Here is a 14,590-nt window from a genome sequence, read left to right on the forward strand (position 1 = left end):
CGAACGGAACAAAGCACCGCCGGTGGGCATTAACATCCGGTTTTCGAGGCGGTTCCAATGGCAAAACGACCACCTGAGATAAAGCCGGCAAAACAAATCTCGTTACGTTCGCCGGATCTGGCCAAGGTCCCGGTATCCGAAGAAATCCCGCCTCGTCTGCTCGCGCGCGCGGAACGGTTGCAAGAGGCTTTGTCCCGTCATTTTGTACAAGTCCGCGCCGACCGCCGTGACTCCCGCAAAAAGAAGGAACAATGAGGTGCGCGACCTGCAAGGCTTGCATATCCTGATCGTCGAGGACGAATGGATGCTGGCGGGCGATCTTGCACGTTATTTCAGCAAGATGGGCGCCGTCGTGCTTGGCCCCGTGGCGACAGTCGAACAGGCGTCGAAGCATACCGATGAGGCGGAAGCCGCAATCCTGGACGTCAATCTCAACGGAAGACGGGTATTCCCGATCGCGGACGAACTGATGCGCCGCGGCGTGCCGTTCGTGTTTTTCAGCGGCGACGAAGACATCGTTATTCCTGAGCGCCTTCGGTATGCCAGCAGCCTCAGAAAATCCTCGGACGGCCAGGCTGTTTTCGAAGCTCTCTTCCCCTCCGAGCCCAAAGCATCAAGCGGAAATCTGGCGACCGAGCCGTCAGACGACGTATTTTCCCTGCTGCCTAAGCTCAGGCTCGCAGCGCGTCTGCTGCTGGGAGACGTTGACGCTTCCGACCGGCTGGTCGAGCGGACGCTCGAGCAGGCGATCGGCGAGATCGACAGGAGACGATCCGGTTCCTCCACCGAGGACTGGCTTAACGGCATCATGCGAAACATCGTCAAGGCACGCGGAGCAAACCTGCTGCACTGACCATGCCCGGCCGGCAACTAGTACCTCTGCACAGGGATTATGACTCTTTGGCGGTTGGCTTTGGATAGGCCTTGGCCAATTTGAGGCGCGCCTGTTCGGTTGAGAACATCCAGTTGCGGCGGGCGCTAGTTTTGTTTCGCAGGTGCTCCCAGAAAGCGGTCTCTGTGACGAGGCGATCGTAGCTGTCGATGCGACGATCGAGGCACTGGCCGCGCAGAACGCCGATTTCGATCTCGACCATGTTGAGCCAGCTGGCGTGCTTGGGCGTGTAGTGGAACTCCAGCCGTCGCAGGATGCGTCGCACCTCTGATGGCGGCAGGGCCTGATAGGGCGCGGCGGGCGTGTGGGTTGATAGATTGTCGAGCACCACCCCGACGCGTTCGGCCTGGGGTAATGAATATCGACGAGGTCGCGCATGCAGTGGGCAAAGTCTTGTGCTGCGCGCCGTTCGGCGACCTTGACCTCACGCCAGGAACGATGCGCGTCGAGGAGACGAACAGGTTTGCGGTGCCGTTGCGCTTCTTCGGCGTCACCGCACCTTCCGTCCATCAGATGGTGCTCGCCCTTGAGCGCGCTGGATTGATCCGCAGGCAACCCAGCCTCGCGCACAGCATTGAACTGCTCGTCAAACCCGATATCTTACCCAGGCTACAACCCATCGAACCCGTCATTGCTGTGATATCAGGACCACCCACTGCCAATGACCGAACAGGAAATGATTATCAACGCGTTGGGTGTCGCTCCCAGTGTTGACGTCGCGCTGGAGGCACGCCGGCGTATCGACTTTCTCGGCACGTATCTGCGTGCATCGGGGCTCAGCACCTATGTGCTGGGGATCAGCGGCGGGGTGGATTCACTTGCCGCGGCCCTTCTGGCTCAACGGGCCGTTGAGGAACTGCGAACGGCTGGATACGACGCCAAATTCCTGGCCGTTCGGCTCCCGTATGGCAACCAGGCCGACGAGAGCGACGCCCAGCGGGCTTTGGACACCATAGGGGCGGACGAAGTGCATCGGGTCGACATCAAGCCGGCTGCCGACGCAATGCTAGATTCGATCAAGCGGGCTGGTGTCGAGTTCGGCGACGCAGGCCGCGAGGATTTCTTGCTTGGCAACATCAAGGCGCGTCAGCGCATGATTGCCCAGTTCGCGCTCGCCGGCGCCAGCCGAGGACTGGTCATCGGCACCGACCATGCGGCCGAGGCACTGATGGGCTTCTTCACCAAGTTCGGCGACGGCGCCGCCGATATCCTTCCTCTTTCGGGGCTAAACAAACGCAGGGTGCGAGCCTTGGCCGCGCATCTGGGCGCTCCGCCCGAACTCGTCGACAAGATCCCGACCGCCGACCTGGAGAACCTTGTCCCGCTTCGTCCTGACGAAGATGCCCATGGCGTCACGTATGAACAGATCGACGATTTCCTCGAAGGCAAGGAAATCGACGAGGCCGCGCGGACGCGGATTCTTCATGTGCATTCCAGCACGGCACATAAGCGCGCGCTTCCGGTGACAGCGATTGCGCTAACACTCTCGCCATGACGGCATTGGCAATAGTTCCATGATACCGTTTCGTGGTCAGCACCTGGTGGAGATTGCTTCCGCCATGTTGGCAACCGCATCGATGAGCACTTTGACGGCATGAACAGCCGGACCGTCGATAACATTCCGCACTCGGGTTTGCTGCCTTCGAGCGCCTGAGCAGGTTGGCCGATCCGACGTAGGCGGCGACGCCATCTGCAAGCACGATCCTCACGTGAAAGGGTTCTTGCGTGAGGTCGCCGCCGCCATAGTCGATGATGCGCGTCGTCGCCTTTTCCAGGCGAAGTCTAGCCTCGGCGCACCCCGAGAGTTGGGAGGCCTCCCTTATGACGAGGACGCGCTCGATCGCTTCCGTCGTCTCGAATAGTTCTGCGGCCAACGCGACATGCAGCGCTTCTTCAGCGTCACCGCGCCTTCCGTCCATCAGATGGTGCTCACCCTCGAGCGGGCCGGATTGATCCACAGGCAACCGGGCCTCGCGCGCAGCATTGAACTGCTCGTCAAACCCGATATCCTACCCAGGCTACAACCCATCGAACCCGTCGAATCCTCTGTGCAGGGGTACTAGACGATGTTAGCCTTTCCGGCTGCGCTCGACGAACTTGTTGAAGCGGCTAGTCTTTCCGCCGCTGGTCTCATCCTGGTAGAGGAACGCCAGTTCGTTCTCATCGAAGATCCTGAAGAACTCGTCCCATTCAACGGGCTCGAACGTCTCTTCAGGCTCGCCGAAGTCGATGCGCAGTATGCCGCCCTCGCCCTTGGTGCGCACCACCGCCGGCCGCCCGTCGCGATCCTCGGCCCAACGGCGGATTTCGTCGTGATCGGTGGTCGTCTTCGATTCAGACATCGCAATCTCCCTTCGATTCCACCGCAGACCGCGAGACCCCCCGCGTTGCCGGTCTGCCTCCACACAACCAGCAGATGCATCGCTGCCCGGCATGTGCGCGCGGTTGGTCGAACATGGCTCCTAACACCAAGCAGCCTTCGATGTTCCCACGCCTGGTTGAACCTACCCCGGCGAGCCTCCTGAACTTTGTTGAAGCAAGGGAACAAACCTTTCGCCCGGAAGTTTGGGGCGGCAAAGCCATTCGTATGAGGAGTTGTCGTGAAACGTATACTGGTCACGGGAGGCTGCGGTTTTATCGGCCGCCACGTCGCCCAGGAACTCGTTGAACATGGCTATGGGGTTTCAATTCTCGATGCGCTGCTGGACCAGGTGCATGGCGGCGAGGCAATCAGCCTGCCGCCAGGCGCCAAGCTGATCAAAGGCGACGTTCGCGATCGCGATGCCGTCGCAGAGGCGGTCGACGATGTCGACGCGATCATTCACCTGGCGGCTGAAGTGGGCGTCGGCCAGTCCATGTACGAGATCGCCCGCTATGTGGGCGCCAACGACCTCGGCACCGCCACGTTGCTGGAGGCACTGATCAAACGGCCGATCGAACGGATCGTCGTTGCGTCGTCGATGAGCGTCTATGGGGAGGGTCTCTATGCCACGCCGGACGGCCGGCGCATCGACAATGCAAGACGGCAGCCGGACGACATCCGTAGCGGCCAATGGAATCCCCTGTCGCCGGAAGGTGAAGTCCTGTTGCCGCTGCCGACCGACGAGCAGAAACCGGTCGACCTCGCCTCGATCTACGCGCTGACGAAATATGCCCAGGAACGAGCCGTGCTGATCTTCGGCGAAGCCTATGGCGTCGATGCGGTGGCGCTGCGCCTGTTCAATGTCTTCGGTGCCGGACAGGCACTCTCCAACCCGTATACCGGCGTGTTGGCGAACTTCGCCTCGCGCATCGCCAATGGCCAGCGGCCGCTGATTTTCGAAGACGGCGAACAGCAGCGCGACTTCGTTCATGTACGCGATGTCGCCCTCGCCTTCCGGCTGGCGCTGGAACAGCCCCAGGCGCGCGGTCACGTCATCAACATCGGCAGCGGGCGGGCCTACGCGGTCAGCGAGGTCGCCCGGCTGCTCGCCGAAGCGATGGGCGTGCCTGGCCGCCAGCCCGAAATCCTCGGCAAGGCACGCTCCGGCGATATCCGCAACTGCTTTGCCGACATCTCCAAGGCGCGCGAACTGCTCGGCTTCCAGCCGCAGCACCGGCTGGAGCATTCGCTCGGCGATTTCGTCGCCTGGGTGCGTAACACGGTCGCCATCGATCGCAGCGCCGAGATGAAGCGGGAACTCGAAGCGCGAGGGCTTGTATCATGAGACCGGATTCACGCAATTTTCACGATGCGCCCGTCGCCATTATCGGCGGCAGCGGCTTCATCGGCTCGAACCTCGCCGACAGCCTGTTGTCGGACGGCGAGCCGGTGCTGGTCATCGACAATCTGAGCCGTCCCGGCGTCGAACAGAACCTGGAATGGCTGACGCAAAAGCACGGCAACCGCCTCGCTGTCGAAATCGCCGATGTCCGTGACGCCGAGGCGCTCACGCCGTTGGTGGCAGGCTCGAGGGCGGTTTTCCACTTTGCCGCGCAGACCGCCGTCACCACGAGCCTGGTTCGGCCGGACGAGGATTTCGACATCAACCTGCGCGGGACGTTCAACGTCCTGGAAGCCGCTCGCCGCAGCGGCAAGCGCATCCCCGTCGTTTTCGCCAGCACCAACAAGGTCTATGGCCGCCTCGCCGACCTTGCCATGCGCGAAGAAGACGGCAGATACGCGCCTTGCGATGCGGGCATCCGAGCGCACGGCGTCGACGAGACGCGCGGCCTCGATTTCTGCACGCCCTATGGCTGCTCCAAGGGCGCGGCGGACCAGTATGTCCTCGACTACGCCAAGTCATACGATCTGCCGACGGCGGTGCTGCGCATGAGCTGCATCTATGGACCGCGCCAGTTCGGGACGGAGGATCAGGGCTGGGTCGCCCATTTCCTGCTTAACGCGTTCTCCGACCGGCCGATCACCATCTACGGTGATGGCAAGCAGGTGCGCGACATCCTCCATGTTGCCGACGCGGTCGCGGCTTATCGCGCCGTGCTCGACCGCATCGAGGCGATCAAGGGCCAAGCATTCAATCTCGGCGGCGGACCGGAAAACGCCGTCAGCCTGCGCATGCTGCTGAAGGAGATCCGCAACATAACGAAACGGGACGTTCCGATTCGTTACGACCGCGAACGCACCGGCGACCAACCGTTCTTCGTCGCCGACACACGGGCGATCGAGGCGGCACTGGGATGGAAAGCGCACGTCCCGTGGCAAAACGGCATCCGCGACCTCGCCGACTGGCTGCAGCGTCATCGCCTCGACCCGCATCCCGAACCGGCGAGGTACGTGGCATGAGGGTCGCTCTGGTCAATCCGTCCTGGACGTACCAGGACAGCATCTATTTCGGCTGCCGCCAGCCGCATCTGCCGCTCGAACTCGGCTATTCGAAAGCGCTGCTCGAAGCCGCCGGCCACGAGGTGCTGATGCTGGACGGGCAGATCCAGAAGCTCGACAACGCCGCGCTCGCCGATCGCGTCGCCGCATTCGAGCCTGACATGACCGTCGTCAGCACCGCGCCGACCTACCTGTTCTGGCGCTGTGCACCGCCCGAGTTGCGGGTGCCGGCCGATTTCCTCAACCGGCTTGCCGGACGCGGCGGGCGCACCGTCGCCGTCGGTCCGCATGGCTCGGCGACGCCGGCGCCGACATTACGCAAGCTTGGCGTCGACATTGTCGTGCGCGGCGAATGCGAGGAAGTGGTCGCTGAACTTGCCCGGCGCGACGACTGGAGCGCGGTGCCGTCCACCGCCCATTTCGAGGATGGAAAACTGGTCTCGAACGGCGGCGTGCATGCGAGCTCGTTCATCGATCACCCGCCGCTCGAATGGCCGTCGGACTGGATTGCCGCGCATTCGCACCACCATCACCGCTTCGACGACAACCAGGTCGGTTTCGGTGCGGAGGTCGAGGCGTCGCGCGGCTGCCCGTACAATTGCAGCTTCTGCGCCAAGATCGATTTCCGCGATGCCTATCGCCGCCGGAACCACGAAGCAGTGATCGCGGAGATCGACCGGCTGATCGCACAGGGCGTCGGCTACATCTACTTCATCGACGAGATCTTCCTGCCGCAAAAGGCTTTGCTGGAGGCGCTGGTCGATCGCGATGTGAAGTTCGGCGTGCAGACCCGTATCGACCTCTGGAAACCGGAACTGCTGAGGCTGCTCGGCGCCGCCGGCTGCGTCTCCATAGAGGCGGGGCTCGAAAGCTTGACTGTGGAAGGCCGCGCCATGCTGGCAAAACGCTGCCGTTTGGGCACCGAGGAGCTGGCCGCGCTGCTGGTCGACGCAAGGCGCCACGTGCCGTTCGTGCAGGCCAATCTGATCGGCGTGGTCGAGGACGATCCCGCGCTCGTCGATTATTGGCGGAAGCACCTGATCGACAACGGCGTTTGGGCCAACGAACCGGTGCCGCTGTATCCTTATCCGAGTTCGCCGAGCTACCGCGAACTTTGGGGCGAGCCGGACGATCTCGCCTGGGAGCGCGCGCATGAACATTATCTCGCATCCTTCCGAACGTTCAGCGACATCCAGGAGAAGCGGCCGCGTCCGCTGGCCGAATTGGAGGCCACATGTTGCGGACACTGAGCCCGCGGCCGCGGCGTATCCTGATGACTGTCGATGCCGTTGGGGGCGTCTGGCGTTATGCGCTCGATCTGGCCAGGCAACTGGTCGCCGGCGGCGACAGCGTCGTGCTTGCCGGGCTTGGTCCGGAACCGTCCAGGCAGCAGGCCGAGGAGGCCCAGTCATTCGCGGCGCTGACCTGGCTCGCCACACCGCCCGACTGGATGACCCGCAACGAGCACGATCTCGACACATTGCAGCAGGAGCTGCACCCACTCATACGTGACTACGCCATCGACGTCCTCCATCTCAATGCGCCGACGCAGGCTGCGGGGCTGGACGTGCCCTGCCCCGTCGTGGCGGTGTCGCATTCCTGCGTGGTGACATGGTTCCACGCCGTCAAAGGACAGGCGGCAGACGGCGAATGGGCTTGGCAGAAGGACCGCAACCGGCGCGGTTTCGACAAAGCAGGCATGGTCGTTGCGCCCAGCCGCAGCCATGCCGACATGCTCGAAACCTGCTACGGGCCGATCGCGCGCCTGAGCGTCGTCGGCAACGGCGCACGGCCCGGCGCGAAGAGCGAAAGGCGGGAATCGGTCGTTTTCGCCGCCGCGCGCTGGTGGGACGAAGGAAAGAATGCGGCGGTGCTGGACCAGGCCGCCTCCCTGACGCAATGGCCGGTTTTCGTCGCCGGTTCGCTGCAAGGGCCGGACGGCCAGCATGTTGGCTTCAGTCATGCGGTTCCCGTCGGGCCGGTGCCGCATGAGGAAGTGCGCTTGCTGATGGCCCGGGCCGGCATTTTCGTATCGCCGTCGCTCTACGAACCGTTCGGTCTGGCCACGCTGGAAGCCGCGATGTCGAAGACGCCTTTGGTGCTCGCCGATATCTCGACCTATCGCGAATTGTGGGACGGCGCGGCCTTATTCTACGACGCGCGCGATCCGGACGATCTCGCCAGATGCATCAACAACCTTTGTAGCGACGCGCAGCGCCGGCGAGAACTCGGTGAGGCAGCCGCCCGCCGAAGCCGCAGATTTTCATTGGCAAGACAGGCGACTGCCATGCGCGGCGTCTACGACAAGGCGGCCCTGGCCACCATGGCGGATAGTTGATCATGCGGTTTTTGTTCTACACCCATTCGATCGTTTCCGACTGGAACCACGGCAACGCACATTTCCTGCGCGGCATCATGCGTGAGCTGGTCGCGCGCGGGCACCAGACGATCGCGCTGGAACCCGCCGACGGTTGGAGCCGGTCGAACCTGGTAGCCGAGAAAGGGTCCTTCGCGATCGAGCGATTCCGGAAGGATTTCCCCGAGTTGATGCCGGTGACCTACGATGCCGCTTTCGACCACGAAGCCTGGATATCCGATGCCGATGTGGTGATCGTGCATGAGTGGACCGAGCCGGACCTTGTTGCGCGGCTGGGCAAGGCGAAAGCAACTGGCGGCCGTTTCACGCTGCTGTTCCACGACACGCACCATCGCGTCATCTCGGCCACGCAAGCGATTTCTGCCTTGCAGCTTGAACATTACGACGGCGTGCTCGCCTTCGGCGAGGCGCTGCGGGAAAGCTATCTTCGCGCCGGATGGGGCAAGCGGGTCTTTACCTGGCACGAGGCAGCCGATGACCATCTGTTCCAGCCCCATCCTGAAATCGAGCGCAGCGCCGACCTGATCTGGATCGGCAATTGGGGCGACGACGAGCGCAGCGCCGAAATCGGGGAATTCCTGGTCGAGCCGGTGCGTGAGCTAGGATTGAGCGGCACTGTCCACGGCGTTCGCTATCCACGGCAAGCGCTCGCCGACCTTGCGGCCGCCGGCCTGCACTACGAAGGTTGGATCGCCAACGCCGACGTGCCGAAGGCGTTTGCAGCAAACCGCATCACAGTGCACATCCCCAGGCGTCCATACCGCGAAAGCCTGCCCGGCATCCCGACCATCCGCATGTTCGAGGCGCTCGCCTGCGGCATCCCGCTCGTTTCGGCGCCGTGGTCCGATGTCGAACGCCTGTTCAGGCCCGGCGTAGATTTTCTGTTTGCAAACAACGGTTCCGAGATGCGGCGTCATCTTCGCGCCGTGCTGCACGACGCGGATCTCGCCGCTTCTCTGGCGACATCGGGCCTCGAGACCATCCGCTTGCGGCACACATGCCGGCACCGGGCGGATCAATTGTTCGGCGTGCTCGCCGAATGCGGGCGCCGCCAAGCCGCCGACACGATCCTTGCAACGGAGGCCGCCGAATGAAGATTGCATTTTACGGGTCAAGCCTGCTGTCGTCCTACTGGAACGGCGCGGCCACCTATTACCGCGGGCTGCTCAAGGCTCTGGCCAGGCTCGGCTATGACATCACCTTCTATGAGCCCGATGTCTACGATCGCCAGAAGAACCGCGACATCGAGGCGCCGGACTGGTGTGCCGTCGTCGTCTATGAGGCGACCCCACAGGCGCTGATGCAGGTGGCGGCGCGGGCGGCGGAGGCAGATATCGTCGTCAAGGCGAGCGGCGTCGGTTTCGCCGACGACGCGCTGTTGCGGGCGGTGCTCGATCACGCCCGTGCCGATGCGCTCACCGTATTCTGGGATGTCGATGCGCCGGCGACGCTTGGCCAGTTACGCGACGAGCCCGACCATCCGCTGCATCGCGCGCTGCAGGAAATCGCCCTCGTGCTGACCTATGGCGGCGGCGACCCGGTGGTCTGGGCCTATCGGGCAATGGGGGCGGCCGAATGCGTGCCGATCTACAACGCGCTCGATCCGGAAACGCATCATCCGGTCGGCAAGGACATTCGCTTTGCCTGCGATCTCGCCTTTCTCGGCAACCGGCTGCCGGACCGCGAGGCGCGCGTCGAGGCCTTCTTCCTCGACCCGGCCGGCCGCTCCGCCGATCAGCGCTTCCTGCTCGGCGGATCGGGCTGGGGCGACAAGCAGATGCCCGCCAATGTCCGATGGCTCGGCCATGTCGGCACGCGCGACCACAATGCATTGAACGTCACGGCCAAGGCGGTGCTGAACATCAGCCGCGACAGCATGGCGGCCAATGGCTTTTCACCTGCGACGCGCGTTTTTGAGGCGGCGGGCGCCGGCGCATGCCTCATCACCGACGCCTGGCTCGGCGTCGACCTGTTCCTGAAACCCGGCGAGGAAATCCTGGTCGCGCGCGATGGCGAGGACGTCGCCGAGATCATGCAAAGCCTTAGTGCCGAACGGGCTAAGGCGATCGGGACATCGGCGCTTCGGCGCGTGCTTGGCGAACATACCTATACGACACGTGCCGTTTTAGCCGACGCTATCTTCAGGCGCCATTTCGAGCGTCCGACCGTGGAGGCGGCCGAATGACAAAGCCGCTCGACATCGTCTTTCTTGGCCTGTCGCTCTCCTCATCCTGGGGAAACGGCCACGCCACCACCTTTCGGGGGCTGCTTAAAGGTTTCCACGAACTCGGTCACCGCGTCACCTTTCTCGAACGCGACGTGCCGTGGTACGCAAGTCACCGGGATCTGCGCGATCCCGATTTCTGCGCCTTGCGCTACTATGAAACGATCGATGATCTTCGCCGCAATTTTGCGCGCTGCCTGCGCGATGCCGATATCGTGGTCGTCGGCTCCTTCGTTCCCGAAGGCCCTGAAATCATCGACGTCGTGGCATCGCTATGCACGGGTCAGTTCTGCTTCTACGACATCGACACGCCGATCACGCTGGCAAAGCTTTCGACCGATGATTGCGAGTACATTGCCAGGCGGCAGGTCCCGTATTTCGACGTCTACTTCTCCTTCACCGGCGGGCCGACGCTTGCCCGTCTGACGGCGGAATTCGGCGCGAGGCGGGCCGAGCCGCTCTACTGCTCCGTCGACCCGGAACGGCATCACGGAACCGGTGATCCAATCCGCTGGGATCTCGGCTATCTCGGCACCTACAGCCCCGACCGCCAGGCGACGCTGGAGGCCCTGCTGTTCGAACCGGCGCGTCGCATGCCGGAGCGCCGCTTCGTCGTGGCAGGCTCGCAATATCCGCGCGAAATCGCCTGGCCGGACAATGTCGATCGCATCGAACACCTGCCGCCGGCAGATCACGCCGCCTTTTATAGCCGCCAACGCTACACGTTGAACGTCACGCGCAGTTCCATGATCGCGGCCGGATGGTCGCCCAGCGTACGCCTCTTCGAGGCAGCCGCCTGCGGCACGGCGATCATCAGCGATAGCTGGGCCGGACTGGACAGCCTGTTTCCAGAGCGGACGATCCACACGGCGCGCAGGACCGAGGACGTAATCGGCATCCTGTCTGGGGAATCCGACAGCGCCCGGCTTGCCATGGCCAGGCAAGCGCGCGCGCTCATCCTGGCAGCCCACACAAGCACCGCGAGAGCCCGCGAATTCGTTTCGCTGCTGGCGCAGGCCAAATCGCCACGTTCTGCTCTCGATCTGGATGTCGAGAGCGCAGCATGACCCGCAGACGGGAGAAAATAGAGATGCAGCTATCAAGAAAGGCGCAACGGACCAGGACCGTGCTTGTCGCCGGCGGCGCCGGTTTCCTCGGTTCGCATCTTTGCGAGACAATGCTCCAGGCCGGCTGGCGCGTGATCTGCGTCGACAATTTCCTTACCGGCCGCATGGAGAACATAGCATCGATCGCCGATCGTCCGGATTTTCGGTTGATCAAGCAGGACATTTGCCGACCGTTGGAGCTTGGCGAACCGGTTGACCGCATCTTCAACATGGCGTGCGCGGCCTCGCCGCCGCGCTATCAGGCCGACCCGGTCCACACGACACGGACTTGCGTCATCGGAACGCTCAATCTGCTGGAGCTCGCCGCCCGCAATGGCGCCTGGTTCGTGCAGGCGTCCACCAGCGAAATTTATGGCGATCCCGAACAGCATCCGCAGAAGGAAGACTATGTCGGCCACGTGAACTGCATCGGCCCCCGTGCCTGCTATGACGAAGGCAAGCGCACCGCCGAAACCTTGTGCTTCGACTATCTGAGAATGGGAAAAGCCGATATCCGTGTCGCGCGCATCTTCAACACCTATGGTCCCAGGATGGACCCTGCGGACGGACGGATCGTTTCCAATCTGATCATGCAGGCACTCGAGAGACGGCCGCTGACGATATTCGGCGACGGGCTGCAGACCAGGTCGTTCTGCTACGTTTCCGATCTGGTCGACGGCTTGATCCGGTTGATGGAGGTCAATCCCAATCCGCGCCAGCCGATCAATCTAGGCAATCCGGGGGAGTTCACCATCCTGCAACTGGCGGGCCTGGTGAGAGGCATGACCGCCACCAAATCGGACTTGAAATTCCTGCCGCTGCCGCAAGACGATCCTCGTCGTCGGCAACCCGACATTTCCCGTGCAAGGAAGCTTCTCGGCTGGTCGCCCAAAGTGCCGCTCAGGCAGGGTTTGATGCGCACAATCGCCTATTTTGCCGAGCTTGAGACGGCGCAGATGGTCGACAGAAGACGTCGAATTGGCGCCACCGTGCGTTCTGCCTCAGGCCGGCTGCAAAACCTGCCGGCCTGAAGGCGGGGAGCGTCTGGCCGCTGCTTGGTCACGACGGAAAGCGCCGTCGTCTCGGATTTGGTCACTTTTTCTCGTCGCGGGAACAACCCGTCCAGCTTCTGGTTCTGTCAAGGTACCGGCATGGAGACGATTGTGCATCCGAAGCGATCCGCCAAAGACATCGAACAAATGGCCGCAAAGGAGACGGCTGCCTTCCTGCGGCGCGCCTCCATCACCTATCTGGAATGTTGTGTGAGCCTGATGATGACGCATCTTCAGCGCGAGGAGGTGGCGGCCATCCTCGAAAAGGAAGCGGATATGCTGCGCCGGCTGGACTGATCCCGCTCGAGCGGCGGCAGGTCGCCTTGGCTTTCCAGGAAACGAAGCAGCGCGGCAGCGTAACGTCTTGCCGCGGCCGCCAGCCGGATCTGTTCCCGATCATCGCCCGATCGCTCAGCCATGCTCCACAAGCCAAGCTGGAAGGCGAGATAGCAGGGCTCGTAGTAGTGGACCAGTTTGGCATCGACGGGACGAGACGTAGTCGCCTCGACAGCTTTGCGCAGTGCCGCAGTCGCCGCGTCGGCGAGGCTGTACTCGACACGGGCGCCAGCAATGTCCCAGGCGATGTCCTGGCAGCCGACCAGATCGTGCGACCGACAATGGTCGAGGGCGTCCGTCTTGATCAGCGTTCCGCCGCGCGAAAGGATGAACTCCCACGGATGAAGCCGCCCGTCGATTTCGACCCGCTGCATGGTCTTTGGTGGAGCCTGTTTCGAGAACCAGTTCCGCAGCTCCGCCGCGCGGCTTTCGCCCAAAGCCTCGCTTGTATTCCGCACGGCCATGTCGGCAAGCGCCTCCAGCGAGGCGCCCGGTTCGGAGGCGGGCAGATTGGCTGCCCGCCAGGACAGATAGTGCGCGAGACGAGTGACCATTTTTTCTTTCGAAAGCCTTGCCCGGTCCAGCGTTGCACCGTCGATCCAGCGTTCGACGAGAAAGCCATGGCACAGCCCGGCGACTTCCGGGCCAAAGCCTGCATCGTGCAGCTTCCTGGCGGTCTCGGCCTTTTGCATTCCGATTTCGCCGAGGCCAACGAATTTGACCGACCATTTTCCCCGGCCCGCAAAAGCGAGGAACTTTCGCCGCTCGAAGCCGCGGTGAACAGGTGGCCAATGATCCAGCGAGCCATAGTGCAAGCGACGCCACTCTCCGGCGGATGTTTCGGTCAGGCTGGCCGCTGTGCGGCCGATCGTCCTGGCCACCCAATCCCGCAACGTCGGGACAGCGGATCCAGCGGGGAAAGTCCGTTCGAAATCCGCGGTGTGTTTTTGGCAAACCGTCCATGCCTCACGACTGTCCGCCGATGCCTCGGGACCCGGCCCACCCGAATGGCTGGGGAACAGATGGATGCGCCCGGCATCGATGCCCAGCCTTTGCAGCCATGCGACGACGGCGTGAAACGAACTTCCTGACAGGCCCGGGCCTTCGTCGACGATGGCAAAGCGGGCCGACGGCTTCGTCATCCAGCTACCGATCAGTTCCGGATCGGCGGCAAGCCGCCTGCGAAACGGATGACCGGTCGGACGGACGCTGACGGGTGCCGGTGCGCCGATGGCTGCAGCCACCATCGCTGCAAGCCCCAGGCCGATGCTGCGGATGCCGATTACGCATGTGTTCGCATCGAGACCCGACTGCCGCGCGGCGACGAAATAGCTCTCCGGATAGAGCGCGTAATGGGCGTAGCCCTCGGCCGTGTCGATGAGGATTTCGCCGTCGCAATCGAGTTCGGCCAGCATTCGCGGCACGTCCGCACGGACCGGGCCGTCGATCGCGAATCCGGCCGCCCACGATCTGCCCACGTCCCGGGCCAAGCCGACCAGGAGATTTGCGCCCGCGATCCGCTGTCGGGAATTCCTGTCCATGCAGTTGGCCTCGAATTCAGCATCGGCAAGGCCCTGGACCAATTCCGAGATCTTGATGAACAGGCCGACCAGGGCTGCGTGGCGTTCGATCCCGCTTGGCATGTCCGCAATGTGCCCGGCCGCTTTGCAGGCTGAGCCGCGAACATATCCCGCGCTCTCAATTCGCTTGTGGTCGCCATAGACGATCATTGTCCCGTCCCGGTTGGCCTCACTGCACAACTCGGCGAGCGCTACTTTGAT

General features: G+C 63.1%; 15 protein-coding genes and 1 pseudogene. 13 read left to right on the forward strand and 3 right to left on the reverse strand.

Annotated features, from left to right (window positions below):
- Positions 1-57: 57 nt before the first annotated feature.
- Both NKJ20_RS10575 and NKJ20_RS10580 read left to right on the forward strand, forming a co-directional pair.
- The gene (locus NKJ20_RS10575) at positions 58-255 is read left to right on the forward strand and encodes a hypothetical protein (RefSeq protein WP_352743938.1); all 198 of its coding nucleotides are present in this window, start codon (positions 58-60) and stop codon (positions 253-255) included.
- A gap of 1 nt (position 256) precedes the next feature.
- A complete protein-coding gene (locus NKJ20_RS10580) occupies positions 257-853 on the forward strand; it encodes a response regulator (RefSeq protein ID WP_352743940.1) in 597 nt (198 codons plus the stop codon).
- Positions 854-890: 37 nt separating this feature from the next.
- Here the strand turns inward: NKJ20_RS10580 and NKJ20_RS10585 are convergent.
- A pseudogene (locus NKJ20_RS10585) lies at positions 891-1,374 on the reverse strand (transposase); the annotation flags it as partial.
- A 179-nt stretch (positions 1,375-1,553) separates the two neighbouring features.
- On the opposite strand from NKJ20_RS10585, the gene nadE reads away from it, so the two are divergent.
- Positions 1,554-2,387 (forward strand): NAD(+) synthase, encoded by an 834-nt coding sequence (gene nadE / locus NKJ20_RS10590; protein WP_023676120.1) that lies wholly within the window; start codon positions 1,554-1,556, stop codon positions 2,385-2,387.
- A gap of 385 nt (positions 2,388-2,772) precedes the next feature.
- Positions 2,773-2,955 (forward strand): LexA family transcriptional regulator, encoded by a 183-nt coding sequence (locus NKJ20_RS10595; protein ID WP_352743942.1) that lies wholly within the window; start codon positions 2,773-2,775, stop codon positions 2,953-2,955.
- Between the two features lie 6 nt (positions 2,956-2,961).
- Here NKJ20_RS10595 and NKJ20_RS10600 read toward each other — a convergent pair whose 3' ends face one another.
- Complete coding sequence (locus NKJ20_RS10600) at positions 2,962-3,234, reverse strand: hypothetical protein (protein ID WP_023676123.1); 273 nt, start codon at positions 3,232-3,234, stop codon at positions 2,962-2,964.
- Positions 3,235-3,492: 258 nt separating this feature from the next.
- Between NKJ20_RS10600 and NKJ20_RS10605 the strand changes: the two genes are divergently transcribed.
- Genes NKJ20_RS10605 through NKJ20_RS10645 form a run of 9 tightly spaced genes read left to right on the forward strand, consistent with a single transcriptional unit; the run spans position 3,493 to position 12,770 of the window.
- Positions 3,493-4,599, forward strand: coding sequence for an NAD-dependent epimerase/dehydratase family protein (locus tag NKJ20_RS10605; protein WP_352743944.1), 1,107 nt, complete (start codon positions 3,493-3,495; stop codon positions 4,597-4,599).
- Positions 4,596-5,675, forward strand: a complete 1,080-nt coding sequence (locus NKJ20_RS10610; RefSeq protein ID WP_352743945.1) for an NAD-dependent epimerase/dehydratase family protein — start codon at positions 4,596-4,598, stop codon at positions 5,673-5,675. Before NKJ20_RS10605 ends, NKJ20_RS10610 begins: the two co-directional genes overlap by 4 nt.
- Positions 5,672-6,964: a TIGR04295 family B12-binding domain-containing radical SAM protein gene (locus tag NKJ20_RS10615; protein ID WP_352743947.1), complete on the forward strand. Its 1,293-nt coding sequence runs from the start codon at positions 5,672-5,674 to the stop codon at positions 6,962-6,964. Before NKJ20_RS10610 ends, NKJ20_RS10615 begins: the two co-directional genes overlap by 4 nt.
- The gene (locus NKJ20_RS10620) at positions 6,949-8,052 is read left to right on the forward strand and encodes a glycosyltransferase family 4 protein (RefSeq protein ID WP_352743949.1); all 1,104 of its coding nucleotides are present in this window, start codon (positions 6,949-6,951) and stop codon (positions 8,050-8,052) included. The genes NKJ20_RS10615 and NKJ20_RS10620 overlap by 16 nt, the downstream gene beginning before the upstream one ends.
- Before the next feature lie 2 nt (positions 8,053-8,054).
- Positions 8,055-9,185, forward strand: coding sequence for a CgeB family protein (locus tag NKJ20_RS10625; RefSeq protein WP_352743951.1), 1,131 nt, complete (start codon positions 8,055-8,057; stop codon positions 9,183-9,185).
- Positions 9,182-10,276 (forward strand): CgeB family protein, encoded by a 1,095-nt coding sequence (locus NKJ20_RS10630; RefSeq protein ID WP_352743953.1) that lies wholly within the window; start codon positions 9,182-9,184, stop codon positions 10,274-10,276. Before NKJ20_RS10625 ends, NKJ20_RS10630 begins: the two co-directional genes overlap by 4 nt.
- On the forward strand, positions 10,273-11,382 hold the full coding sequence (locus NKJ20_RS10635) for a CgeB family protein (protein ID WP_352743955.1): 1,110 nt from the start codon (positions 10,273-10,275) through the stop codon (positions 11,380-11,382). The genes NKJ20_RS10630 and NKJ20_RS10635 overlap by 4 nt, the downstream gene beginning before the upstream one ends.
- A 23-nt stretch (positions 11,383-11,405) precedes the next feature.
- Positions 11,406-12,452 carry a UDP-glucuronic acid decarboxylase family protein gene (locus tag NKJ20_RS10640; RefSeq protein ID WP_352743956.1) on the forward strand — a complete coding sequence of 349 codons (1,047 nt, stop codon included), beginning with the start codon at positions 11,406-11,408 and terminating at the stop codon, positions 12,450-12,452.
- A 24-nt stretch (positions 12,453-12,476) separates the two neighbouring features.
- The gene (locus NKJ20_RS10645) at positions 12,477-12,770 is read left to right on the forward strand and encodes a hypothetical protein (protein ID WP_031211608.1); all 294 of its coding nucleotides are present in this window, start codon (positions 12,477-12,479) and stop codon (positions 12,768-12,770) included.
- On the opposite strand, the gene NKJ20_RS10650 is transcribed toward NKJ20_RS10645, so the two are convergent.
- Complete coding sequence (locus tag NKJ20_RS10650) at positions 12,707-14,452, reverse strand: protein kinase family protein (RefSeq protein WP_352743958.1); 1,746 nt, start codon at positions 14,450-14,452, stop codon at positions 12,707-12,709. The two genes, NKJ20_RS10645 and NKJ20_RS10650, sit on opposite strands and share 64 nt — an antisense overlap.
- Between the last annotated feature and the right edge of the window lie 138 nt (positions 14,453-14,590).

It is taken from the genome of Mesorhizobium sp. M0185 (assembly GCF_040322175.1).
In the GTDB taxonomy this organism is placed as follows: Bacteria; Pseudomonadota; Alphaproteobacteria; order Rhizobiales; family Rhizobiaceae; genus Mesorhizobium.